Source organism: Caballeronia sp. GAWG1-1 (assembly GCF_023631465.1).
Lineage (GTDB): Bacteria > Pseudomonadota > Gammaproteobacteria > Burkholderiales > Burkholderiaceae > Caballeronia.
Window position 1 is genome coordinate 54,715 of record NZ_JALQDB010000012.1, and the last position, 24,107, is coordinate 78,821.

Below are 24,107 nucleotides of genomic sequence, written 5' to 3' on the forward strand. Positions count from 1 at the left end.
CTAATAACCGCCGACGACGTTTCTGCCTTGACTGAGATCAACCAGCAAGCGCGCTTTCTCTTAATTCGACTAAGGTTTCGGAATGAAAAAAACATTTTTAGCACTGGCGGCATCTTGCATGCTTAGCGCCGCGTTCGCACAGACCGCGGCGCCCTCCGCGGCATCTGCCTCCGCCACGACGGTGGCATCGGCGCCCGGCGCCACGAAGCGCGAAGCTCGCGTGGAAGAACGTATCGCCCAATTGCATGCAAGCCTCAAGATCACATCGCAGCAGGAAGATCAGTGGTCGAAGTTCGCCGACGTGATGCGCGACAACGCGCACACGGTGGGCGATCTATACCGCCAACGCGTTGCACAACGCGACACCATGTCCGCGCTCGATGACATGAAGCAATACGAGCAGATCACGCAGGCCAATGCAGACGGCACGAAACGCCTGGTCGAGGCTTTCGAGCCGCTTTACGCAAGCCTTTCGCCGGAGCAGAAGAAGCTTGCCGATACGAGCTTCCGTCAAGAGCATCATGATCGCGCAAAGAATGCACGCGCTCGTCATCCGTCGCGCGCGGGCGCAGCACAACCGGCATCGACGACGAAGCCTTAAGCCGCAGCGCGTAAGCGCTTGAATGCTTGGCATTCGGCGGCTTTGCCAAAACCCGCATCGGGCGTCATCATGGCGAACGAAGCGGGTTTTTCGTATTCTGGATGCAAAATCATCCGATTGCCGTTACGATCCCGCACCGCAACCGCGTTGGCCGACCAATCATGCTCCATCTATCCCGCCTCGATCTCACAACAGATGCTGCCGCGCGCCGCGTCGTCAAGGACGAAGCCGTGACCGTGGAATTCGCCGCTGCGCCTGGCGAGCTGATGAGCCTGGAAGGCCCGAATCGCTATGCGCCCGATGACGCTATCGTCACTGGCGCGACGGGTGAACGCTGGGTCGTGTCGCGTGACCGGTTCGATCCCAAGTACGTGCCGGAAGGCGGCATCGCGCATGGCGAGGCTGGAACCTACCGCAACAAGCCGAGCGTGGTTCTTGCGCGGGAGATGCATGAGCCTTTTTCCATCGCGCGGTCAGACGATGGCGACGTGCTCACCGGCGACGCGGGCGATTGGGTCATGCAGTATGCGCCGGGCGACTATGGCGTCGTGAAGGCGGCACGCTTCGCCAAGGTTTATCGCGAAGTTTGAAGGCGCTATGCAGGGACGCGGCACGCAGCATGCAAGTTGCTGCGTTTGACGGGGATGGCCTCAACGAGCGTGCAGATCACGCGGATGAGAAAGCAAAGTGCGGGAGCGTGGCATACGGAATTCAAATCGCACGTATGCCGAAGACAGCCTCAACCAGGTTCAATAAATCCACGCAGACTTTGTATGCGAAATGCCAAGGCGTGGCATACAGAATTCAGATAGCCGCATCCGACGCGGACAGCCGCATAGCGCACGCACATCCGGGTGCAAGATGCGAAAGCGAACAGCCAACTCGCATCTGAATTAATCGCCCATTCCGTCCCACCTCGCTCAAATCTCGAATACAAAACGCAACCTGTCGGCACACAGAAGACAACCTGCCCCTTCACGCGAAATCCTCTCCCATCTCGATTTCAAGCTGCCGCGGGACCGCCTCGCCATTCGCGTATGCTTCTTCCAGCGAACCCAGCGTCGCCTCCACATAGGCACGTAACACTGCATAGCTTCGAGCATGCATCCTCACCGGCATGGCTCGATACCGTGCCAGCGCGGCAGCATCGAAACGCACGTCGATGGCAATGCGCCGCGCCGTCGAACCGAAACGCATCGCGATGTAATGAATCGTCAGCGAGGTACGGCCTTCGTCGTCGAGGCGCTCGGCGAATTGCGTCTGCTCGGGGAAAAGATCGCTGATGACGTGCGCAAGCATGTCGATGTCCGCGCTCGGGCAGTCGTATTGGTAGTCGTCCATGGGTACTCGATGAATCAGGATTGGCGCGTGACTGCGGCGCGATAGTAGCGCACGAGCGCCACGGTGACGATCACGCCGAGCACGAGATACACGGCATCGGCGGCGGCGAGCGGAATCAGGCGCGCTTGAAAGAGCGCGGCCGGCATGCCGACGAGCGCGTGGGCCGCAATCAGCACGCCAAGCGCATGACGCGACCGTTCGCGCAGCATCTGCCACATCAGTGCCGAGAAGCCGAGTTGGAAGGCAAACGCACTCGCCCGCTCGACCACGAAGATAGCCGCCGACACAGGCGAGAGACTCATCAGCACCAGGTGAATACGCGCTACTGCATCGAGCGGCGCGCTTTCGAAATGCGCATCGAGCGTACCGTTGTTGGCCAGGATCGCATACACGATCCATTGCGCCTGTACGAGCACGCCGACGATCCACGCCTCCGCGCCACCATGTCCGATGCCGTAACCGAGCGCCGGACCGGGACGATCGAGCGCGCCGGGCTCGCGCGAGATGAGCCACTTCATCGCCAGGAAGCGGCCCACTTCCTCGCACAGGCCCGCAGTGATGGCGCCATAGACCACGAAGACCGCGGGATTCATCAGCCACGCGGACGTGGCCGGATTGCCCAGCATGAAGCCATGCAGCGCGCGCTCGATCACCATGGCGAAAAGCGCAAACACGGCAATGCCGAGTATCGCCTCGCGCGGCACGAGCTGAAAACGCGGCCTCGCGAGCTTATACAACACAACCGGCAATGCAGCGATGATGAGCGTGGCGAATCCGACGCACAGCAACGTCGATAGACTGACCATTCAGGTTCCTTGTGATGCTTCGTGTCTCGCTCTCGTCGTCGATGCGCGCACGACGAGTTCTCCCGGCAACAGACATTCGCGTGGCGGCATGACCGCGCCGCCGAGCCGCTCATGAAGAAACTCCACCGCGCGTCGGCCGATATCGTAAGTCGGCTGCCGCACCGTCGTCATGCCGGCGAGTTGCGCCCATTCGGAATCGTCAATGGACATCAGCGCGACGCCCGCTTGCCAGTCCGCGCCGTATCGTTCCTTGAGATGCACCGCGACGCGCAGAGCCACCGGACCGTTCGCCGCGAACAACGCGACGCGCCGGTTCGCCGCGCGCGCACCTTCGATGCGCCGATCGATTTCTTCGAGCGTGGATGCCGCATCGGCGAGATCGATCACGAGCGTCGCGCCGTTTGCAGCACGCGCGCTCACGCTTTCGCGAAACGCGGCCTCGCGCAAACGCCGCGAACTGACATGCGTGACGGGCTGCACGATGAAGAGCAATTCGTCGAAGCCTTCATCGATGAGATGTCCGGTTGCCAGTGCAACGGCCGCCGGATTGTCGAGCCCGACCATATCGGTAACGATGCCTTCCACCGAACGATCGACCAGCACGACCGGAATACCGCCTTGCGTGAAGCCTTGCAACAACGCTTCCTTCACGCCGAGCGCATTCACGATCACGCCTTCGACGCGATACGTCGTAAGCAGTTGCAGATAACGCCGCTCCATGTCGACTTCATTGGCCGCGTGACAGATGAGCGGCATGTAGTTGAGCGCATGGCACGCGGCTTCCACGCCTTGCAGCACTTCGACGGAGTACGGATTGGTCAGATCGGCGAGCAGCATGCCGATCAGTCGATTGCGCCCGCGCTTCAGGCCGCGCGCCATCTGATTCGGTCGATAGTCCAGCCGCGCGATAGCCGCCTCTATACGCTCGCGCAAATCGGGCGACAACACGCCCGTCTCGCCGTTCAGATAACGCGAGATGCTGGTCTTGCCGGTGCCGGCTTCGCGCGCGACATCGGTGATGGTCGCGCGGCGCGCCCCGAAAACGCGCGGCCGGTTGCTTGAAGTGGGATCGTCGGACATGGTGGTCGTGATGGCTTGACGAACGCCCGACATCGGGCGAGCGGTATCGACATCGTTGTCGTTGGCCTCGGCATGCGCATGTTAGCGCATCGTGGCTGCCCGGCGATCCGATCCGCGTTCAGCGCTTGAGGACTTCGCGATTCACGATGTTCTGCGTGAGCGTGCCATCGAGCGCGCCGATGAGGTTCTCGGCGGCGTTGAGGTTCATCGCGTGACGCGTTTCATGCGTGGCCGAGCCAATGTGCGGCAACGCGACGACGTTCTTCAGCTTGAGCAAGGGCGAATCGACGGGCAGCGGTTCCTTGTCGAACACGTCGAGGCCTGCCGCGCGAATCGTGCCGTCTTTGAGAGCGTCGATGAGCGCCGCTTCATCGACGGTCGGTCCGCGTGATGCGTTGATGAGAATTGCGCTCTTCTTCATTTTCTTGAGCTGCGCCGCGCCGATGATATGACGCGTCTGAGCCGTGAGCGGCACTTGCAGAAGCACGAAGTCGGATTGCGCAAGGAGGTCGTCGAGTTCGACACGCTTCGCGCCGTAGTCCTTCTCTGCTTGCTCGTTGGAACTGCGATTCGTGTAAAGCACGTTCATGCGAAAGCCCAGCGACGCGCGTCTTGCCACCGCGCCACCAATGCGACCGAGCCCCACGATACCAAGCGTCTTGCCCTGCACATCCACGCCAAAACCTTCTTCGCCCAGGCTCGCTTTCCAGTTCCCTTCCTTGACCCATTCCGCGAGTTCGACCACCCGGCGCGCGCTGGCGAGGATCAATGCGAAGACCGTATCCGCGGTCGATTCGGTGAGCACGTCAGGCGTATGCGTGAGCACGATGCCGCGTTTGGTCAGGTCGTCGACATCGAACGCATCGAAGCCTACCGAGACCGTCGAAAGCGCCTTCAGACGCGTCGCGCCTTCGATCATCGCGGGCGTGATCTTCGCGCTCGCACCGATGGCGCCGTCGGCATCCTTGAGCGCCGCGACGAATGCATCATGATCGGCCGGATCGACATGCACGACGTCCGCATGCTCGCGAAGGTACGCTTCGACATCGGATGGCAAGGACTTGTAGGCTACGATTTTCTTTCGGCTCATGGAGTTTTCAGGCCTTTGCAGGCTCATGGTAAGAGTGGATGACGGCCGCTACGTTCGTGCTTTCCATTAAAGCATAGACAGCGGCAGCGCTCTGGAGCTCTGGACATCACGACCCCACGGCGACGCGCGGACTCACAACCGTTGGCGGCTTCACGGCCAGCGTCAACGCCACGGCCACGAGCAAGGCGGCGCTCATGAAGACATATGACGCAGCCGGCGATCCAGTGGCCCCGTTCAGGTATCCGACGACATAGGAACCCACGAACGAACCGAGCGCGCCCATGCTGTTGATGAGCGCCATGGCACCGCCCGCGACGTTCTTCGGCAGCAGTTCAGGCACGATCGCGAAGAACGGCCCATAAGGCGCATACATCGCCGCGCCTGCAATAACGAGCAAGACGTACGAAGCCCAGAAGTGGTTCGATCCAAGCAGATACGAACCCGCGAACGCCACCGCGCCGATCAGCAGGAATGGCCATACGAAGGCCTTGCGCGCCTGCAGTTTGTCGGAGGCCCAGGAAGCGAGCAGCATGGCGATGGTCGCGGCGAGATAAGGCACTGCGGAAAGCCAGCCCGTCTCGATCATGCCGAGCGTGGAGCCGCTCTTGAGGATGGACGGCAGCCAGAGCACGAAGCCATACACGCCGATGCTCCAGCAGAAGTATTGCGCGCACAGCTTGATGACAGCGGGAGACTTGAATGCCTCGCCATAGTTCTTCACCGGCTTGATCGCCGCTTGCTCGGCGCGCAAGGTGGCATCGAGATCGCGCTTTTCCGCGTCCGTGAGCCACGTCACCTGCGCGGGTTTGTCCTTCACGATGAACCACCAGATCACCGCCCACACCACCGCAGGCAAACCTTCGGCGATAAACATGTGCCGCCAGCCGAACGAATTCACGAGATAGCCCGAGACGACCGACATCCACAGCACTGTCACCGGATTGCCGAGAATTAGAAACGTATTCGCGCGTGAACGCTCCGACTTGGTGAACCAGTTCGCGATGAAGACGAGCATCGCGGGCATCACCGCCGCTTCGACGACACCGAGCACGAAGCGGATCGCCATCAGCGACGGTATGTTGCTCACCATGCCCGTCAGCGCGGCGCAACCGCCCCATAAAATCAGGCTCCAGAAGACGAGCTTCTTCACGCTGCGGCGTTCGGCGTAGATCGCGCCCGGAATCTGAAAGAAGAAGTAGCCGAGAAAGAACAACGCGCCGATCAGCGACGACAGTCCCTTGCTGATGCCCAGATCCTGATTGATGCCCGCCGCCGACGCAAAGCCATAGTTCGCGCGATCCAGATACGCAAGGCTATACGTGATGAAGACGATCGGCATGATCATCCACCAGCGGCGCACGGCGAGAGTCGGGGTTGAAGATGCTTGCATGGTTGTCTCCGAACACAGTTCGATTGAGTCTCTGAGGATCACGCGGCGTCGAGGGCAGCGCCCACATCCTGAGCTTCGAGCACGTCGAGCGCGGCGCGCGTGGGCAGGCCCTCGCTGTCGCCGATCACCTGAATCGCCAGGGCGCCGATGCGGTTGCCGCGCGCGATTGCATGCCGCACGTCGCGGCCTTCGAGCAGCGCGCTCACTACGCCGACCGCGAAGCCATCGCCCGCGCCGACGGTATCCACGACCTTCGCGACGGGCACCGCGGGCACGATGCCGGCATCGCCATCGACGGTGCGGAAATACGCGCCGTATGCGCCCAGTTTCACGACCACGCCCTTCGCGCCCTGATCGAGATAAAACTTCGCGATGTCCTCGGGTTTCTCGTAGCCCGTCAGCGTCAACCCTTCGCTCACGCCCGGCAGCACCCAGTCGGCAAGCGCCGCGAGCGCATTGAGCGATTGCGCCATCGCGTCGCGCGACGGCCAGAGTGTCGGACGCAAATTCGGATCGAAGGAAATAGTCTTGCCTGCTGCACGCATTTCGCGGGCCATGTGGAAAGCCAGTTCACGCGAAGTCGCGGAAATGGCTGGCGCCACGCCCGTCAGGTGCAGATGCCGCGCGTTGAGCACGTAATCAGCGGCGTAATCGTCAAGCGAAAGATGGCTTGCGGCCGAGCCCTTGCGGAAGTATTCGACTGCCGGATCGCTGCCGTCGTCGCACTTGCCCTTCAACTGGAAGCCGGTCGGATAGCGCTCGTCGATACTCACGCGGCGCGCATCGATGCCTTCGGCCGCGAGCACATCGAGCACGTATTGACCGAAGGAATCTCGCCCGACACGGCTCATCCAGCCCACCTTGAAGCCGAGCCGCGACAACCCGATAGCCACGTTCAGATCCGCGCCCGCGACGCGTTTGGTGAACTGGCCGACCTTTGCCAGATCGCCGGTTTCGGCGGCGACGAACATGGTCATCGCCTCGCCGTACGTAACGATGTCGAGGGCGTTTCGTTGTGATTGCATGCGGTACCTTGTATTCAAAATGCCGTGATACACGCGACCTGAACGGCGGCGTCATCGGCGTCGAGAAAGGGATATTCGATTCCGCGTGGCACGTCACGCGGCAATTGCGCGAGGAGCGCGGCGAAGTGCGCATCGTCTTGCGACGGGGCTATGGCGAAACGTCGCGCGCCCTCGCCTGTCACTGCCTTGCAATGGATATAGGCCACGTGCGGCGCGAGACGCACGGCGGCATCGAGCGGGTCTTGCTCCGGCCAGCGCCAGTTGCCCGTGTCGAAGGTCATCGCAAGCCCGTCTTGCGCCTGCGCGGGCAAAGCCGCGAACAACGCCTCGAACGCGCCGATCGTGCCGCCCGCTTTCAACTGGCCGTTTTCGACGACCACCCGCGCTGGCGACGACGCCACCGCGTTCAGCAACCGATCGAGCGTTGCCGCATCGGTCGCCACGCCGCGTTCCGTGCCGCCCAATTGCAGCTTCACGATGCGCGCGCCCAGCGCATGCGCCTCGCCGATGGCCTGGGCGAGCGCACTGTCATCGAGAGCGCCATCGTCGCGAAACAAGGTTGCGGGCGTCGAGTGGACGGCCCACAAACCGAGTGCGCGGATGCGCGCGCCGAGACGCGAGAGCGCGTCGAAACTGGCATCGGATTCGTCGGCGAAAAGTTCGCGGCGCACTTCGAAACCCTGGGCGCCAGCGCGCGCGGCGGCTTCGGCGCACACCGCGTGACCATCGGTGCGAACCGTGTCCAAGCCGAAGGCGCTGGCGACTACGACGACATCCGGGCGCATGCCGATTTTTGAAACATCAGATGAAATCACGCCTCTTTTCCATTGAAAACTGACAAAAACTAGTGGTTGGAACCGGTTCCATTACTGCTGTTTGAAAAGGACGCCGCGGCGCCCCAATGAAGACGAATAGTGCTCTTGGCGGTGCGCGTTGCGCCATAGTGGAATTCCCTAGCCGAGAATCGAGGCGTCCTGGCAGAGTTCGAGAAAGCGCGCGGCGACACGCGAAGGCGTGTCGGCATGAGGAAACAGGATTGAAAAGCGGCGCGTGAGCGACGCCGGGCTGACGTGTACGCGTTGCAGCATGCCGTCCTCGTGCCGGATCGACATTGCCGAGACGAAGCCGATACCCATGCCCGCCCGCACCGCTTCCTTGACGCCCTCGACGCCCGCGATTTCGAGCGCGACGCGCACGGCCACCTTGCCCTGAGCGAACGCGCGCTCGACAATCTGCCGCACGCCCGAGCCGCTTTCGCGCAGCACGAGCGGATAGCCGCCGATTTCATCGAGCGTGGCGTCTTGCCTTTCGGCGAGCGGATGACCGCGCGGAACGATAGCCACGATCTCGTCTTCCCGCCAGGCGGTCACCGTAGTGCCCGACGGCAACTCGCCACTTGGCTGGCCTTCGATGAGCGCGATATCGAGCGAACCGAGCGCAGCGACGATTTCCGCCGTGTTCCCGTCGATGGTCGTCAGCGTCACGTCGGGATAGCGCTTGTGGAATGCGGCGATCAGATAAGGCAGCAGGTAGCTCGCGGGCGTCGTGCTCGCACCGATGCGCAAAGTGCCGCGCTCGAGCCCGCGCAACGCGTCCCGCAGCGCGTGTGCTTGCCGGAAGCTCTCGCGCATACGCTCCGCGTGGACGAGCAGCTGTTCGCCGGCTGCGGTCAGGCGAACGCCCCGGCCGTCGCGCAAATAGAGCGATTCGCCGAATTCGTCCTGCAAAAGCCGAAGCTGCCCCGACACGGCAGGCTGCGACAAATGCAGCGCAATAGCCGCGCGGCTGATATTGCCGTGCTCGGCAACGGTAGCAAAGGTTATCAGCTGATCCGGGGTCATCCTGCAAAAATATCAGATCAACCGATACATTGCATCCTAAATCACGATTTTTCATATGCATATGAGTGATTTAGGATTAGCACATCGCAACGCAATGTCAAAAGGACGCCCCCATGTCCGCCGTACCCGCCGCACCGTCAATCGCCGAAGCATCGTCCACGCGTGGGCAGCTCAACGGAATTCTGTTCGTCGCGCTGTTTGCGGCAGCCGTGACGCATCTGTCCGCGCTGCCGTTCATCGCTGGATTGGGCATCAGCCCGTTGATCGTCGGCATTGCCGCGGGGACGATCTACGGCAACGCGCTGCGCCACGGCATGCCCGAAAGCTGGGCGGCGGGCGTGAACTTCTCCGCGCGCAAATTGCTGCGCATCGCGGTGGCGTTCTTCGGGCTGCGCGTGAGTCTGCAGGAAATCGCGCACGTCGGGCTGTCGGGTTTCGCGGTATCTGTGCTGGTGGTCGTGAGTACGCTTGCCATCGGCACATGGTTCGGCATGAAGGTCATGAAGCTCGACCGCGATACCGCCTTGCTCACGGCCGCCGGCAGCGCCATCTGCGGCGCCGCGGCCGTGCTCGCGTTCGAATCGACCTTGCAATCGAAGCCCCACAAGAGCGCGATGGCCGTTGGCAGCGTGGTCCTGTTCGGCACGCTCTCCATGTTCCTCTATCCGCTCGCGATTCACGCAGGCTGGTTGCATCTCGACACGCTCGGCACGGGCCTTTTCTTCGGCGGCACGATTCACGAAGTCGCGCAGGTCGTTGGCGCGGCAAGCAACGTGAGCCCGGAAGCGGCGCATATCGCGACTATCGTGAAGATGACGCGCGTCATGTTGCTCGTGCCGGTCCTGCTCGTGGTCGGCTTCTGGATCAATCGCAAGCGTCATGATCAAAGCGCACAAAGCGGCACGGGCAAGCTCGCGGTGCCCTGGTTCGCCTTCGGCTTCCTCGCGCTCGTGGTGGTGAATTCGCTGCACGTATTGCCCGCCAGCGCGACCAGCACGCTCAACACGCTCGATACCTTCGCGCTCACCATGGCGATGACCGCACTCGGCATGGAAACGCGCATCGCGCAGATTCGCGAAGCGGGTCCGCGTGCGATTGCAACCGGCGCGATTCTGTATGCATGGTTGATCGGCGGTGGACTTGCGATCACGTATGGCGTGGAGCGTCTTTTCGGCTGATCGTATCGATGCTGGACACAAAAAAGCCGTCGACTGAACCGACGGCTTTTTTGCATTCGAAGCCCGCTTTCGCGGCTTACGCGTGCTTCAACGCTTGTTCGAAATCGGCGATGAGATCGTCGATATCCTCGATACCCAGCGACAAGCGCAGCATGCCGTCCGAAATGCCCATTGCGCGGCGTACGTCCGGACCGGCTTCGTGGAAGATGGTCGGTGCAACGGGGATGATGAGCGTGCGTGTATCGCCAAGACCGGTCGCCTTGATCGGGATCTGCAGCGCGTTGACGAAGTCGATCATGCGTTCGGGATTGCGCAACTCGAATGACAAGAGCCACGAGCCGTTTTTGAACAGACTCTTCGCGACTTCATATTGCGGATGACTCGGCAAACCCGGATAAAGCACGCGACCCACCGCTTCGTGTTTCTGCAGGAACTGCGCCAGTGCGAGCGCGTTATCGCTGCTCTTGCCGACTCGCAACGCCAACGTCTCCGCGCCCAGCGCAATCTGATGCGCCTGCTCGGACGACAACGCCGCGCCCATGTCGCGCAGACCCTTCTTGCGAATTTGCAGAAGCCCTTGCTCCTTCGCGGGCGAGCGCCGGTAGTCATCCGCGATATTCGGGTACGTGCTCCAGTCGAAGACGCCCGTGTCCGTGACCGCACCGCCGAGCGCCGCGCCGTGTCCTGCAATCGTCTTCGTCAGCGAGTTGACGACGAGGCTCGCGCCGACATCCTTCGGCCTGAAAAGCGCCGCGGACGTGATGGTGTTATCGACGACATAAGCGAGCCCGCGTTCGCGACACAGTTCGCCGATACCTTTCAAATCCGGGATCTGCGTGCCCGGATTCGCGATGGTCTCGACGAACACCATGCGCGTGTTGGCCTTGAGCGCGTTGGCGACGTTCGCGACATCGCCTGCATCGACCACCGTCACTTCGATGCCGAGCGTGCGCAGCGTGCCGAACACGCTATTGGTATTGCCGAAGACGAACTGGCTCGACACGAGATGATCGCCCGCGCGCAAAAGCGTGAGAAACACCGCGCAGATTGCGCCCATGCCGGTGCTGAAGCAGATGGAACCCGCGCCGCCTTCGAGCTTCGTGATCTTGCGCTCGAGCGCCGCAGTGGTCGGCGTGCCCTGACGAGCATAGTTGAACCCTCCCTTCTTCGTGCCTTGAAACACGCCGATGAGATCTTCCACGCGTTCGAAGCCATACTGAACCGACGTATGGATGGGTTGACGCACGCCGCCATGCTCGACGCCCGCGTCACGATCGCCGTGTACGATGCCAGTGGTGAAGCCTTGCTTGTCCATCTTCTCTCCGCTTCGAAGTCGTTCGCTCTCTGACGGGCATCGCGAATCGGCCCTCGAGCAAAGGATTCATTTTACATCGCGGCCCGCGCCGCCACGGCCCCAGGCGGGTACGCGTGTTGCTCGCCTGAACACTCGTTCGCGTGCTCGACCGCGCGGCAAGCAGCACGCGATTAACTTGCCAACCCAAGCATCCGCCGCGCATGGCGACAAAAGCACGGCACGTTTGACAAGGAGCCCACGCATGGCTTACGAACTCTATTACTGGGACGGATTGCAAGGCCGGGGCGAATATGTGCGCCTCGCGCTCGAAGACGCGGGCGCCGAATACATCGATGTCGCGCGTTCGAAGAAAGGCATGGACGCGATGATGAAGCACCTCGGCAGCAAGACCGAGCCGCACATTCCGTTCGCGCCGCCGTTTCTGAAGGACGGCGATCTGATCGTGCCGCATGTCGCGAATATCCTGCTGTATCTCGGCCCGAAGCTGAAGCTCGCGCCGAAGGATGAAGGCTTGCGCTACGTTGCGCATGGCTTGCAGTTGACGATCGCGGATATCGTCGCGGAAGTGCATGACACGCATCATCCGCTCGCGACCGATCTCTATTACGAAGACCAGAAAGAAGCCGCGAAAACGCGCTCGAAAAATTTCCTGGACCAGCGCGTGCCCAAATTCATGGGTTATTTCGAGCGCGTGCTGAAGCAGAATCCGCACGGCGACACGCAAATGGTCGGCGACACGACGACCTACGTCGATCTCTCCGTCTTTCAGCTCGTCGATGGCCTGCACTACGCCTTCCCGCGCGCGATGAAGACCTTCGGCAAGCACTATCCGCGTGTCGCGGCGCTGCATGACGCCGTGCTGCAACGGCCCAATATCGCCGCTTATGTCGATTCGGAACGGCGCATCCCGTTCAACGAATCCGGCATTTTCAGGCACTATCCCGAACTCGATCAGGACGCGAAGTAAGACGCGTTACTGAGTTCACTGATCGCCTCAACGAAACAAGGAGCCAGCATGATCGAAACGATTCCCTCCTTCGGCCTCGGCACATTCCGTGTCGATGCCGCGAAGACCACCGAAGCCGTCAGAAGCGCATTGCAGATCGGCTTTCGTCATATCGACACCGCGCAGTTCTACAACAACGAAGCCGCCGTCGGCGCGGGCGTGCGCGAGTCAGGCATTCCGCGCGAAGACGTCTGGGTGACGACGAAAGTCTGGTGGGACCGGCTGCAGCATGACAAGCTGATCGCGAGTCTCAAGGACAGTCACGAAAAGCTCGATATCGGCACGATCGATCTCGCGCTCGTGCATTGGCCGTCGCCCGAGAGCGCAGTGCCTATCGCCGAAACGCTTGGCGCGTTTCAGGAAGCGCAGAAGCTCGGCCTCATCCGTCATTACGGCGTGTCGAACTTCACCGCGCCGCTGCTCGAACAAGCGCTCGAGGCGCCGGGCGGCAAGGAGATTGTGACGAACCAGATCGAAGTGAGCCCGTTCCTCGCGAACCGCGCGTTGGTCGAAGCCACTCAACGGCTCGGCGTGAAAGTGACCGCGTATATGCCGCTCGGCGAAGGCCGCGCGCATAACGACATGACCATCAAGGCCATCGCGAAAAAGCACGGCGCGACGCCCGCGCAAGTGACCTTCGCATGGCTTCTGGCGCGCGATATCGTGGTGCTGTCGGCATCGACGAATCCGGAGCATCAACAGATCAACTGGGATGCGCAAAAGCTCGACCTCGACGTCGACGACATCGCTAAGATCGACAAGCTCGACGAAGGCAAGCGCAACGCGAATCCTTCGTTCGCGCCGAAGTGGTGAGCGCGTAGACCGAAGCGCTGGATGCATCACTTGAAAAGCCTGGCTGTCGTCGATAGCCGGGCTTTTTTCGCGCGCTCGAAAGTGGACGGATGATGCGCAATGCTATCCTTGCGTCGGCCTTATTCCATTTGCTTCTAAGCTTTCCACGACAATCCGTGCTTTCGTTCCTGCTTCGGCTGCGCACGCGCGCTCAACAACTCTTCCGTTTGTCGGATGCGCACACCATGCTCATCTGGGCAGTCGTCGTCGGCGTTGCGGGCGCGTTCGCGACATCGGCGTTTCGTGAAGGCATCGATTCGCTGCAACGGGCGTTCGGCGGCGAACCCGGCAACTTCGTCAAGATGGCCGAAAGCCTGCCGTGGCCGCTGCGTATCGTGTTGCCAGCGGCGGGCGGTCTCATCGCGGGCTTCTGTCTGATCGTCGCACGGGTTCGTCAAGACAAGCACGCGAACACGGATTACATGGAAGCGGTGACCATCGGCGATGGCGTCGTGCCCGTGTGGCAAAGCATCTGGCGCAGCCTGTCGTCGCTTTTCACGATCACGAGCGGCGGCTCCATCGGCCGCGAAGGGTCGATGGTGCAGCTCGCCGCGCTCGCTTCATCGCTTATCGGACGCTGGGTCCACTTCGATCCGCCGCGCCTGCGACTGCTCGTGGCGTGCGGCGCGGCGGCCGGGATCACCTCCGCATACAACGCGCCGATCGCGGGCGCGTTCTTCGTCACCGAAATCGTGCTGGGCTCCATGGTCATGGAGAGCTTCGGGCCGATCGTCGTGTCGTCGGTCGTCGCCAACATCACGATGCGCGAGTTCGCCGGGTATCGGCCGCCTTACCAGATGCCGGTGTTTCCGCCCATCGCGGGCCTCGAAGTGCTGCTCTTCGTCGTGCTCGGTTTGCTGTGCGGCGCGCTCGCGCCACACTTCCTGCGGCTGCTCGCAGAGTCGCGCAAGCGCTTTGCGAAGTTGCCGCTGCCCTTGCCGATTCGTCTCGCGCTCGGCGGACTGATCGTCGGCGTCATTTCGATCTGGTGGCCCGAAGTCTGGGGCAACGGTTATGAAGTGGTGAACTCGCTTCTGCATCAGCCATGGACGTGGTCCGCGCTCTTGCTGGTGCTCGTCTTCAAGCTCCTCGCCACCGCCGCGACGGCGGGCTCGGGCGCGGTAGGCGGTATCTTCACGCCCACGCTTTTCGTCGGCGCCGTGCTTGGCTGTCTCTTCGGTCTCGGCGTTCACGCCATCTGGCCGCATTCGACTTCACAGCCATTCGCCTACGCCATGGTCGGCATGGGCGCGTTTCTCGCCGCGGCCACGCACGCGCCGCTCATGGCGATCCTCATGATCTTCGAGATGACGCTGTCGTACTCGGTGGTGTTGCCGCTCATGCTTTCGTGCGTGGTGGCATATTTCATTGCCCGAACCTCCGAGCAGACGTCGATGTACGAAGTCACCCTGCGTCGCACGCGCGAAGAGAAGGAGCGTCTGCGCCTCGCGGCCACGCAGATGCGCGAACTCGTCAAGCCGCCCGATACCGTCGTCCCGCTCGATGCGAACGTGAACGACATGACGCGCGTGTTCCTCGAATATCCCGTGAAGTATCTGTATGTCGTGGATGACGCGGGGCGCTTTCGCGGTGTGGTCGCACTCAAGGACATCACGTCCGATCTTCTCGACAAGCAAGACACATCCGCGCGTACCGCCGCCGATTACCTCCAGCCGCAATTCGACGTGCTCACACCCGACATGTCGCTCGGCGAAGCACTGCAGCACTTCCTCGCGTTTCAGGGCGAGCGGCTTCCTGTCATCGAAAAAAAGAGCGAACCGCTGCTGCTCGGTGTCGTGTACAAAACCTCTCTTCTCGACGCATACTTCCGTCTGAATCCGACGCAGCGCTGAAAGTGCGCGGCTGTGCAATTTCGCGGCGCATGCCCATCCGCAACGCTGGGTGAAAGCGGATTATTCATAAGTTAGAAATCACGCGAAGTGTTTGCGCGCGAGCACCGCTCGTTGCGCCCGTGCGAGGTCTGCTTCATTGGCATCCACGCACGAACGGTGCGCGAGGGACGTATCGGCATAGGCTTTGCTTGAAGCTTCTCGCTGCCTACGTGAGGAGGGGTTGCCCGATGAAGACCTCAACGTTGTTGACGATGGCATTGGTTTCGGCGTCGTGTTACGCCGCGCCTCTGCACACGAGTTCGACTGACGATTCGGCCGTAGTGGCCGCAACGCGCGCTGCCTTGCGTGTGAACGCCGGGCCGGTCGCGCCGCCCGCGCCCGAAATCGCGGCAGATAGTCTCGACCACGCGCACTGGCGTCATGTGCCGCTGCCGAAATCGCGTACGCCGAGTCACGGCATGGCCAGCCAGACCATTCAGGTACAGACCTGAAGCGCTCACTTCTTCATCTATAGGAATTCCATGTCGGATACACCCGGAACTCAGAGCCTGAACGACGAACCCATCGACGATGAAATCGCCGAAGTCCTGCGTTATGCCACGTTCCCAGCCAACAAGGACGCACTAGTGAATGCCGCGCGCGAAGCCGGTGTCAGCAACGATGTGATTGCTGTCTTCGATGGTCTGCCCGAGCAAGACTATAAAGATGCGAATTCCGTCGAGCAGTTGCTCGGAAGCAATGGCGGTCCGGGAATCTCGGTCTAGGAAGGGCGTCTCAAAGAGCCGAAGTTGTCCCCAGCAATTGGGGACCACCCTGTTGAAAACCCGCTGTGAACTCGTCTAAGCATTTGAAGCGCAACGAAAAACACCCTGCGCTTCAAGTCGCGCCAACCTGCCCGCGCCCTCTGCATAACTTATCCCCCGCAAACGGGGAAATGCCTGTGGAAAAGCGCTTGGCGACTCAGCTAATTTCTTGATTCTGTTCGCAAAACGCCGTGCGGCGCGGATCAGGTCATGCTCTACGTGGCAAACGAATAGCTCGATCGTTGACCGACTTGTCCACAGATTCTGTGGACAAGCCTGTGCAGTAGGTTGCTCTTAGCTTCCGCGATACTGCGCCGCACTGGCCGGCGCGACCGGCACGGCCTTCTTCGCCGGCGGCTTGGAAGCCGAGCCCACGGCCGCACCCGACGACATATAAGCCGGCGCCGCCTTGGTCGTCTGCTTCTGTCCGGCAGGCGGCGCTGTCGGCGCATTGCGCATGTCGGCCAGCATCTGCGCGCACGGCAACGGCTTGTTGTTGCTCGGCTGGATCAGCGGGATCAACGCGGCAAACGGGTTGATGAGTCCAAGACCGACCATCGCACCGCCGCGCACCGCCAACGCGCCGACATTCACGCCAACCTTCGGGTCCTTGAACGTGCCCTTCACATACAGCGGCGAACGCAACGAAAAGATGCGGAAGCCCTTCGTATGCGGATGAATCCCCAGATCCATCTGTTCGCTCTTCAGATTGATGTTGCCGTCGACGTTGATGACCGCGTCGTCGGTATCGAGTGCGAAGACGCGCGAGTCGAGCACGCCATCCGTGACGACGAAATCGGTCGCGGCGCAGTTGATGTTCACATCGCGCTTGCCGAAGAGCTTCTCGTAGACGACGTTCGCCACGTTCAGGCCCGCCGCTTCCATGTACAGCCGGCTCACGGTGCCCTGCGTCACGAGCGCCTTGATCTCGCCGTTGGACGTTGCAGCGAGCGCGGCGGGCGAATTGCCGGTGGCGGACAACGCCGCGTCGCCGTTCACTTCACCGAGCGCGGATTGCATGGTTTTCACGGTCGGGAACAGCTGCTTGAGCTTTAGATGCCGCGCCTCCGCCGACACGCGTCCCTTAAGAGGCGCCGCACTGCCATCCAGATGAATGTTCGACGAGAACGCGCCGCCCGCCACGCCGAACTTGAGCGGTTCGAATGACAGCACGCCATCCTTCATCACGACGTGCGTATAGAGGTCCGTGATCGGCAGGTCGGGGTCCTTGATGATGCGCTGACCGGTGAACTTCACGTCGGCATCGATGGCCTTCCAGCGATCGGTTTTAAACTCCTCGGTCGGCAACGCCTTCGCCGACGGCTGCTTTTCCGTCTCGCCGCGCTTGGCTTTGCTCGCGTTCGAATCCGCACCGATGATCGGCGCGAGGTCCGCGAAACGCAGCAGATGCGACACGAGTTCGCCCTGAAGCAGCGGTCGCGGCTTCCTGCCCGCATAGACGAGCGACCCGTTGATGTCGCTGCCACCCACGCGGCCCGTGAAGTTCTCGTAGTGGAACACGTTGCCGTCTTCCTTGAACTGACCGGTGAGACGCCCTTCCGTGGCAAAAGGAGGCGTTTCCGGCAGGGTCACGCCCGTGAACGGATACAGATGCGCCATGCTGACCGCCTGAATCCACAGCCGCAGATCGAGCGCCGCGAGATGAGCGGGATCGGTCACGGTGCCGACGAACGCGATATGCGTGTCCCCCAGGCGCACATCGGCCTGAACGGGGAACGGGCGCGCCGCGTCCTGCACCGCGAGCACGCCGCCGAGCTTGCCGTCGCCGGAAACCTTGCCGCCGTTGTAGGTGCCCTTGACCGTCCAGCCGAAGGCATACGGCGGAATCGGCGGCTTCACGCCTTCTTTCGTCGTGATGCTCTGATTGGCCGACGTACTCGCCGGATTCGGCGCCGATGCATTCGCCGCCGCAGCCGCGGATGCTGCCGAAGCAGCGGACGCCTCCGAAGCCGCCGCTGCATCCGTCTGCTTTTCCAGCTTGGCCGCGCCGCTCTTGCCGACCATCTCCGCCGACGATTTGCTCGACGCCTCTTGTTGCTGCTTCATCACTTCGCCGATCGGCACGGCCTGGCCGAGCGTATCGATATCGACCTGCATCTCGGCCTTGGTCACTTCGTCGTGCACGCCGACGGTGCCTTTTGCAAGCGAGATATCGCCGAGCTTGAGATTCCACATCGAAGGTTCGGTGGACTGCTTGAACTTGAACGTCCAGTTGTTGCGGTTGTCCTTGAGCCGCTCGACATCGATGGAAGGATTCACCAGATTGATCGCGGGAATGACGATGTCGTGCGCGAGCAGCGGCAGCACGGCCACCTGAAAGTCGATTTCGTCGAGCGTGGCGAAATACTGGTTGCGCGCCCAGTCCGGGTTCGCGATGGTGATCTTTTCAGCCGAGAAGCGCGGCCACGGCACCCAGCGTTTCCAGCCCGTTTCGTTAGGCGGACGGCGCCAGCCCACCTTCAGGTCGCCGGTAATATGGAACTGCCGCCCAATGGCTTGCGAGACTTTGTCATCGACCCACGGCCTCAGGCGATTCCAGTCGAACGTCAGGAAAATAACCACGATCACCGCTATCAGTACCGCCAGAACGGCAAAAAACCATGCGACGATCTTTCCGATTTTTCTGCTCGTGCGGGCCTGCGCCATGACCTCTCCATCCATTTTTTCTGATTGTGTGTGGCGCAGCACAGAGTGTGCCCGCGTGACGGTCGACGTGTGTCATGTGCGCCGCATGTCATGGGCAACGCCCGGCCTTTTCCGTAAGATGACGGCTCGATAACGCCCCACGAGGCCCGATGCCTTCTTCTTCACTCGTCGCAACCGTCGGCGTCGCACGGCGCGATACCGCGCGCGGCACCGTCCTTTTGCATCCCACGGATTTCGTGCTGAGCGAAGGCGAGCGCGCCGCGATCACGGGACCGTCGGGATCGGGCAAGAGCGTCTTCTTGCGTACCCTCGCGCTGCTCGATGCCTGCGACGAGGGTTACGTGACGTGGCGCGGCGAGCGTATCGCGCGCGCGGGCATTCCGGCTTATCGACGACGCGTGGCCTACATCGCTCAACGGCCCGCGATGCTGGACGGAAGTGTCGAGGACAACCTGCGTTATCCGTACACACTCAAGGCTTATCGCGATGCCCGTTTCGATCGCGCGATGGCCACGCAACTTGCGGAAGCGGCGGGACGCGGCGCGGACTTTCTCGTTAAGGCCGCAAGCGAGTTGTCCGGCGGTGAGGCGCAGATCGCCGCGCTCGTGCGTGTACTGCAACTCGCGCCCGACGTGCTGCTGCTCGACGAGCCCACGGCATCGCTCGATCCGGCTTCGGCGCGTTCGATCGAAGCGCTGGTCAGCGCGTGGTTCGAATCGGCGGACAAAGCGGATGACAAACCGGGCAACAAGCGCGGGAGCATCTGGGTATCGCACGACCCCGAACAGGCCGCGCGCGTGGCCACGCGTCATTTGTCGATGAACGCGGGCGTCCTCACCGAAGCGAGCGCGCCATGAACGGTTATCAAAACCTCGGTCTCCTCGATATCGCGCTTGCGGCGGCGCTGATCGTGGTGAACGGCGCGTTGTCGATCGCGCTCAATCTCGGGCTCGAACGCAAGCTCGCGATCGCGGCCATACGCACCGTCGTTCAATTGCTGCTGATAGGCTATGTGCTCGGCTGGGTGTTTGCCTTCAGCCGGTGGTATGTCGTGCTGCCGCTCATGGCGTTGATGACCATCATCGCGGGACTGTCCGCTTCGAATCGCGGACGGCGCACCTACGCCGGACAACGCGCCGACAGCATCGTGTCGATCTGGGCGAGTTCGTGGCTGATCGGCGCATTCGGGCTGTTCGTCGTGATCCGCATTCATCCGTGGTACGAGCCGCAATACGCCATACCCATTCTCGGCATGATTCTCGGCAATACGCTCACAGGCGTGTCGCTCGGCATCGAACGCATGACGGAGGAACTGACCGCCGGACGCGCGGCCGTGGAGATGTCGCTCGCATTAGGCGCGACGCGCTGGGAAGCCGCGCAAGGGCCCGCGCGGCAGGCCGTGCGCGCGGGCATGATTCCGACGCTCAACCAGATGACCGTCGTGGGCCTCGTCAGTCTGCCGGGGATGATGACCGGTCAGGTGCTGGCGGGACAATCTCCATTGCAGGCGGTGCGCTATCAGATCGTCATCATGTTTCTGATCGCGGCGGCTTCGGCGCTCGGCGTGGTCGGCGCAGTCGTGCTGACGTATCGGCGGCTGTTCTCGCCGGATCACCGCTTCATGGCCGCGAAACTCATGGAGAGGAAGGCGAAGAAGCGCTCTGCCTGAAGCGCTTCCTTTTCGCGTCACGCTCCGCGGTATGCCCGCTCCAGTTCGTCGAGGTCGAGCTTCACCATCGTTCTCATCGAGGTCATCGTGCGATTGGCCTTGTCCGGGTCGGGGTCCTGCAGCATCTTGAGCAGCTTTCTCGGCGCGATCTGCCACGTCACGCCGAAACGGTCCGTGAGCCAGCCGCAGGCCATCGCCTGGCCGCCTTCGAGAAGCTTGTCCCAGTAGCGGTCGATCTCGGCCTGACTGTCGCATTTGACGAACAACGACAGGGCGGGCGTGAACTTGAATTCTGGGCCGCCGTTGAGCGCCATGATGTCTTCGCCTTCCAACTGGAACAGAATGGCGAGCACGCTGCCCGGCGTGCCCGGACTGGCCTCGTTATGCAGCATGGTTTCAACGATGCGCGCGTCCTTGAACACGCTCAGATAGAAATCGACGGCCTCCTGCGCGTTGCCGTCGAACCATAGGCATGGCGATATCTTGTTCATGAGTCTCTCCTTGAAAGGCGCGTTATTCGCGCGGCGCGGTCATCGCCTTTTGCATGTCCTCGGGGCTCACGTCGCGTACGTGCGATGCCAACGACCACTGATGCCCGAACGGGTCGACAAGCCGGCCGTAACGGTCGCCCCAGAACATCTCGGCAACCGGCATGGTGACTTCGGCGCCGGCATCGATGGCCTGCGTGAATGTGGCATCGACATCTTCGACATAAAGGTGGATGGTCACCGGCGACCCTTTGATCGCCTTCGGGCCAAGCATGCCGAAGGTCGGGTTCTCGTCGACGAGCATCAGCACCGAATCGCCGATCTTGACCATGGCATGCATGAGCTTGCCGTCCGGTCCGGGCAGACGGCCCAGTTCGACGGCGTTGAAGGCGCGCACGTAGAAGTCGATCGCCTCCGCCGCGCCCGCGCACGTGAGGTGCGGGGTCAGCGAACGCATGCCGGGCGGAATGGGGTTGACGGCGGGTGTGGACATGGCTGGCTCCGTAGAAGTGACGAGACGCGCCGGGAATCGGCGCCGCTCTCCTACCCTACAACGTGCAAGCCAGGCGTCAATCGACATCGATCCGGAGTTCGGCCGGATTTTTTTGCAGCTCAGGCGTCCGGCGTTTCGGCCAGCGTCTGAATGAGCCCTTCGAGCCGCGAAAAGTTGACGGGCTTCGTCAGATGATCCCGAAAACCTGCTTCCCGGCAACGTCGAATGTCTTCGTCCATGCCGTAGCCCGTAATGGCCACGGCGGGCTTGTCGGGCTGTAGCTCGCGCCACGCGCGCGCGATGTCGAGACCGGTGCCATCCGGCAAGCCGATGTCGCTCACGAGAAGATCGAACGACGCCTCCTTCGCGCGTTCGAGCGCAACTGCCACCGTGCTGGCGACAGTAACGACGTGACCGAGCATCTCCAGCACTTCCGCCATCGCCGATGAAGTCTGCTCGTTGTCCTCCACGAGCAATACGCGCAGCGAACGGCCGTGTTCGTGCCGCTTTGCCTCGACGAGCGGCTCGGCCTCGTGCTGCGGCTCCGTTTTCGCGAGCGGCAACGTGAGCGTGAAACGCGCGCCCGCATCGCGGCCTTCGCTGTAGGCCGAGAGCGTGCCGCCATGCTTCTGCGCGAGCGTGCTGGCGATAGCCAGGCCCAAGCCCAGCCCGCCGAAGGAACGCGTGATGGAATCGTCGGCCTGTTCGAATGCGGAAAAAATGCGCGGCAATGCTTCGGCGCTGATGCCGATGCCGCTATCCGTCACCGATACCGCGATGGTCGCGCGATCCGGATTCCACGTCCGTACTTCGAGCCGCCCGCCCGCCGGGGTGAACTTCACCGCGTTCTTCATCAGGTTCCAGACGATCTGCTGAAGGCGCGCGGCATCGCCGAAAACGACGAACTGGTGCGCGTCGAAGCGCGTGTCGAGCGTGAGATTCTTCGCGCGCATGTCGGCTTCCGACATGTCGAGTGCGCTCGTGAGCAAGGTATCGAGCGCGACGCTCGCGAAATTCAGACTCAGCTTGCCGCGCGCGATGCTCGTCAGATCGAGCAGATCGTCGATCAGACGCGCCTCCAGTTCCACATTGCGGCGAATCAGTTCGAGCGTGGGATGCGCCTCGTGCGACAGCGAATGCTTCATTTCGAGCAGACGCACGGCGGCGAGAATCGGCGTGAGCGGCGTGCGCAATTCATGCGACAGCACCGCCAGGAAATGGTCCTTCGCGCGATTCGCGGATTCCGCCTGATCCTTGGCGAGCCGCAAGGCATCGGCGGCCATGTGAGCGTCGGTGGCGTCGCGCACGATCTTCGAGAAGCCGATCAGTTCGTCGTTTTCCGTGCGGATAGCCGTGGTCACGCCCGAGGCGAAGAACGAGTGGCCGTCCTTGCGCCACAGCCAGCGGTCGTCGCTGGCGCTGCCCTCGCGCCGCGCGATGTCGAGTTCGTCCTCGAATACGCCGGTTTCGCGGTCTTCCTGGTTATAGAAGATGCTCGCGCTCTGGCCGAGCACGTCTTGCGCCGGAAAGCCGAGAATGCGTTCCGACGCCGCGTTCCACGTGCGAATGCGCCCTTCCGGGTCGAGCGTGATGACGGCGTAGTCCTTCAGCGCGTCGATCAGCATGCGAAAGTGCGTCTCCGTCTCGCGCAGCGCGCGCTCCACCGCAATGCGTTGCGCACGCTCGTCGCTCTCGCGCATGGCGCGGCGCACCACCGCGGGCAGCCGTTGCAGACGCTGCTTCAGCACATAGTCGGTCGCGCCGCGTTTGAGCATGTCGACGGCGTGTTCTTCGCCGAGCAGCCCGGACACGAAGATGAACGGGGTATCCGGCGCGCGCTCGCTCGCGATGCTCAGCGCCTCGATGCCGGAGAACGTGGGCATGACGAAGTCCGCGAGAATCACGTCGAAGCGCTTGGCGGCGAGCTCCGCGATGAAGTTCGCCGAGTCGTAGACGATGGACGCATCCACCGCGTAATCGGCGCGCTCGAGCTGAGCGATGGTCAGCTCCGCATCGAGTGCGTTGTCTTCCACGAGAAGCAGATGCAGGGGCTGCATGGTCTAGGCGGCCTCGCGAGAAAACGCGCGGCGGCGCACGATGCGGTCGATATTGGCAGTCACGAAGTTCACGAGGTTCACGTCGGTCATTGCGCGGACGGCGGTCGGCGAAAGCGCGTGGAACCCGGCGGCGGCTCGTTGAGCACGGCCCAGAACACGCCGAGATCGCTGATCGCCTCGACGAATTCCGCGAACTCCACGGGCTTGACTACATAAGCATTGACGCCGAGTTCATAGCTGCGCACGAGGTCCTGCTCTTCGCGCGAGGACGTGAGCATGACGACCGGCACGCTTTTCAGAACCGGGGTCGAGCGGATCGTGTCGAGCACTTCGAGCCCGTCGATTTTCGGCAGTTTCAAGTCGAGCAAAATGACCGCGGGATTTCCCGGCGTGCGCTCCTTCCAGTCGCCTTCGCAAGTGAGATAGTCGATAGCTTCCTGACCGTCGCGCGCGATGATCACTTCGTTCGCAAGCTGGCTTTTGTCCAGCGCCACGAGCGTGAGTTCGAGGTCGTTCGGATTGTCTTCGACAAGCAAAATCGGTTTAAGCATG

25 protein-coding genes are annotated in these 24,107 nt (G+C 62.1%); 10 read left to right on the forward strand and 15 right to left on the reverse strand.

Translation table 11 applies throughout. The annotated features are described in order from the left end of the window. Positions 1-82: 82 nt before the first annotated feature. Positions 83-601: a Spy/CpxP family protein refolding chaperone gene (locus NCT03_RS08035; protein ID WP_250492443.1), complete on the forward strand. Its 519-nt coding sequence runs from the start codon at positions 83-85 to the stop codon at positions 599-601. Here the strand turns inward: NCT03_RS08035 and NCT03_RS08040 are convergent. After that, positions 598-771, reverse strand: coding sequence for a hypothetical protein (locus tag NCT03_RS08040; RefSeq protein ID WP_250464571.1), 174 nt, complete (start codon positions 769-771; stop codon positions 598-600). The genes NCT03_RS08035 and NCT03_RS08040 overlap by 4 nt on opposite strands. Here NCT03_RS08040 and NCT03_RS08045 point away from each other — a divergent pair. Next, the gene (locus tag NCT03_RS08045) at positions 763-1,191 is read left to right on the forward strand and encodes a PGDYG domain-containing protein (protein WP_250492444.1); all 429 of its coding nucleotides are present in this window, start codon (positions 763-765) and stop codon (positions 1,189-1,191) included. The two genes, NCT03_RS08040 and NCT03_RS08045, sit on opposite strands and share 9 nt — an antisense overlap. A gap of 385 nt (positions 1,192-1,576) precedes the next feature. On the opposite strand, the gene NCT03_RS08050 is transcribed toward NCT03_RS08045, so the two are convergent. From NCT03_RS08050 to NCT03_RS08085, 8 genes are all read right to left on the reverse strand, one after another. Then, entirely contained in the window at positions 1,577-1,942 is a 366-nt protein-coding gene (locus NCT03_RS08050) for a DUF3022 domain-containing protein (RefSeq protein WP_250464566.1), read from the reverse strand. Between the two features lie 14 nt (positions 1,943-1,956). Further along, a complete protein-coding gene (locus tag NCT03_RS08055; protein WP_244827813.1) occupies positions 1,957-2,748 on the reverse strand; it encodes a YhfC family intramembrane metalloprotease in 792 nt (263 codons plus the stop codon). Beyond that, positions 2,749-3,828, reverse strand: a complete 1,080-nt coding sequence (locus tag NCT03_RS08060) for a LacI family DNA-binding transcriptional regulator (RefSeq protein ID WP_250464700.1) — start codon at positions 3,826-3,828, stop codon at positions 2,749-2,751. A 118-nt stretch (positions 3,829-3,946) separates the two neighbouring features. Beyond that, positions 3,947-4,918 carry a 2-hydroxyacid dehydrogenase gene (locus tag NCT03_RS08065; protein ID WP_250492445.1) on the reverse strand — a complete coding sequence of 324 codons (972 nt, stop codon included), beginning with the start codon at positions 4,916-4,918 and terminating at the stop codon, positions 3,947-3,949. Positions 4,919-5,024: 106 nt separating this feature from the next. Then, on the reverse strand, positions 5,025-6,308 hold the full coding sequence (locus tag NCT03_RS08070; protein WP_250492446.1) for an MFS transporter: 1,284 nt from the start codon (positions 6,306-6,308) through the stop codon (positions 5,025-5,027). A 38-nt stretch (positions 6,309-6,346) separates the two neighbouring features. Further along, on the reverse strand, positions 6,347-7,333 hold the full coding sequence (locus NCT03_RS08075; protein ID WP_250492447.1) for a sugar kinase: 987 nt from the start codon (positions 7,331-7,333) through the stop codon (positions 6,347-6,349). A gap of 14 nt (positions 7,334-7,347) precedes the next feature. After that, positions 7,348-8,118 (reverse strand): sugar phosphate isomerase/epimerase family protein, encoded by a 771-nt coding sequence (locus NCT03_RS08080; protein ID WP_250492466.1) that lies wholly within the window; start codon positions 8,116-8,118, stop codon positions 7,348-7,350. Positions 8,119-8,286: 168 nt separating this feature from the next. After that, positions 8,287-9,174, reverse strand: a complete 888-nt coding sequence (locus NCT03_RS08085; RefSeq protein ID WP_250492448.1) for a LysR family transcriptional regulator — start codon at positions 9,172-9,174, stop codon at positions 8,287-8,289. A gap of 113 nt (positions 9,175-9,287) precedes the next feature. On the opposite strand from NCT03_RS08085, the gene NCT03_RS08090 reads away from it, so the two are divergent. Then, positions 9,288-10,352, forward strand: a complete 1,065-nt coding sequence (locus tag NCT03_RS08090) for a YeiH family protein (protein WP_250464556.1) — start codon at positions 9,288-9,290, stop codon at positions 10,350-10,352. 76 nt (positions 10,353-10,428) lie between these two features. Here NCT03_RS08090 and NCT03_RS08095 read toward each other — a convergent pair whose 3' ends face one another. Continuing rightward, entirely contained in the window at positions 10,429-11,667 is a 1,239-nt protein-coding gene (locus tag NCT03_RS08095) for a cystathionine gamma-synthase family protein (protein ID WP_250492449.1), read from the reverse strand. A gap of 241 nt (positions 11,668-11,908) precedes the next feature. On the opposite strand from NCT03_RS08095, the gene NCT03_RS08100 reads away from it, so the two are divergent. The 5 genes from NCT03_RS08100 to NCT03_RS08120 all read left to right on the forward strand — a co-directional run bounded on the left by NCT03_RS08100 (position 11,909) and on the right by NCT03_RS08120 (position 16,142). Further along, positions 11,909-12,634, forward strand: a complete 726-nt coding sequence (locus tag NCT03_RS08100) for a glutathione S-transferase (RefSeq protein WP_250492450.1) — start codon at positions 11,909-11,911, stop codon at positions 12,632-12,634. 48 nt (positions 12,635-12,682) lie between these two features. Continuing rightward, the gene (locus NCT03_RS08105) at positions 12,683-13,486 is read left to right on the forward strand and encodes an aldo/keto reductase (protein ID WP_250492451.1); all 804 of its coding nucleotides are present in this window, start codon (positions 12,683-12,685) and stop codon (positions 13,484-13,486) included. Between the two features lie 155 nt (positions 13,487-13,641). Next, on the forward strand, positions 13,642-15,378 hold the full coding sequence (locus tag NCT03_RS08110) for a ClcB-like voltage-gated chloride channel protein (RefSeq protein WP_244827804.1): 1,737 nt from the start codon (positions 13,642-13,644) through the stop codon (positions 15,376-15,378). Positions 15,379-15,605: 227 nt separating this feature from the next. Then, entirely contained in the window at positions 15,606-15,869 is a 264-nt protein-coding gene (locus tag NCT03_RS08115) for a hypothetical protein (protein WP_244827803.1), read from the forward strand. Positions 15,870-15,899: 30 nt separating this feature from the next. Continuing rightward, positions 15,900-16,142, forward strand: a complete 243-nt coding sequence (locus tag NCT03_RS08120) for a DUF2795 domain-containing protein (RefSeq protein ID WP_250464545.1) — start codon at positions 15,900-15,902, stop codon at positions 16,140-16,142. 333 nt (positions 16,143-16,475) lie between these two features. Here NCT03_RS08120 and NCT03_RS08125 read toward each other — a convergent pair whose 3' ends face one another. Continuing rightward, complete coding sequence (locus tag NCT03_RS08125) at positions 16,476-18,848, reverse strand: AsmA family protein (protein WP_250492452.1); 2,373 nt, start codon at positions 18,846-18,848, stop codon at positions 16,476-16,478. A 149-nt stretch (positions 18,849-18,997) separates the two neighbouring features. Between NCT03_RS08125 and NCT03_RS08130 the strand changes: the two genes are divergently transcribed. Beyond that, positions 18,998-19,705, forward strand: coding sequence for an ABC transporter ATP-binding protein (locus tag NCT03_RS08130; protein WP_250492453.1), 708 nt, complete (start codon positions 18,998-19,000; stop codon positions 19,703-19,705). Then, a complete protein-coding gene (locus NCT03_RS08135) occupies positions 19,702-20,517 on the forward strand; it encodes an ABC transporter permease (protein WP_250492454.1) in 816 nt (271 codons plus the stop codon). Before NCT03_RS08130 ends, NCT03_RS08135 begins: the two co-directional genes overlap by 4 nt. 17 nt (positions 20,518-20,534) lie before the next feature. On the opposite strand, the gene NCT03_RS08140 is transcribed toward NCT03_RS08135, so the two are convergent. The 4 genes from NCT03_RS08140 to NCT03_RS08155 form a co-directional block, all read right to left on the reverse strand. Continuing rightward, positions 20,535-21,008 (reverse strand): VOC family protein, encoded by a 474-nt coding sequence (locus NCT03_RS08140; protein ID WP_250492455.1) that lies wholly within the window; start codon positions 21,006-21,008, stop codon positions 20,535-20,537. Between the two features lie 22 nt (positions 21,009-21,030). Beyond that, entirely contained in the window at positions 21,031-21,498 is a 468-nt protein-coding gene (locus tag NCT03_RS08145; protein WP_244827797.1) for a VOC family protein, read from the reverse strand. Positions 21,499-21,617: 119 nt separating this feature from the next. Next, positions 21,618-23,555, reverse strand: a complete 1,938-nt coding sequence (locus tag NCT03_RS08150; RefSeq protein WP_250492456.1) for a hybrid sensor histidine kinase/response regulator — start codon at positions 23,553-23,555, stop codon at positions 21,618-21,620. An 86-nt stretch (positions 23,556-23,641) separates the two neighbouring features. Then, entirely contained in the window at positions 23,642-24,106 is a 465-nt protein-coding gene (locus tag NCT03_RS08155; RefSeq protein ID WP_244827795.1) for a response regulator, read from the reverse strand. Position 24,107: the final 1 nt, after the last annotated feature.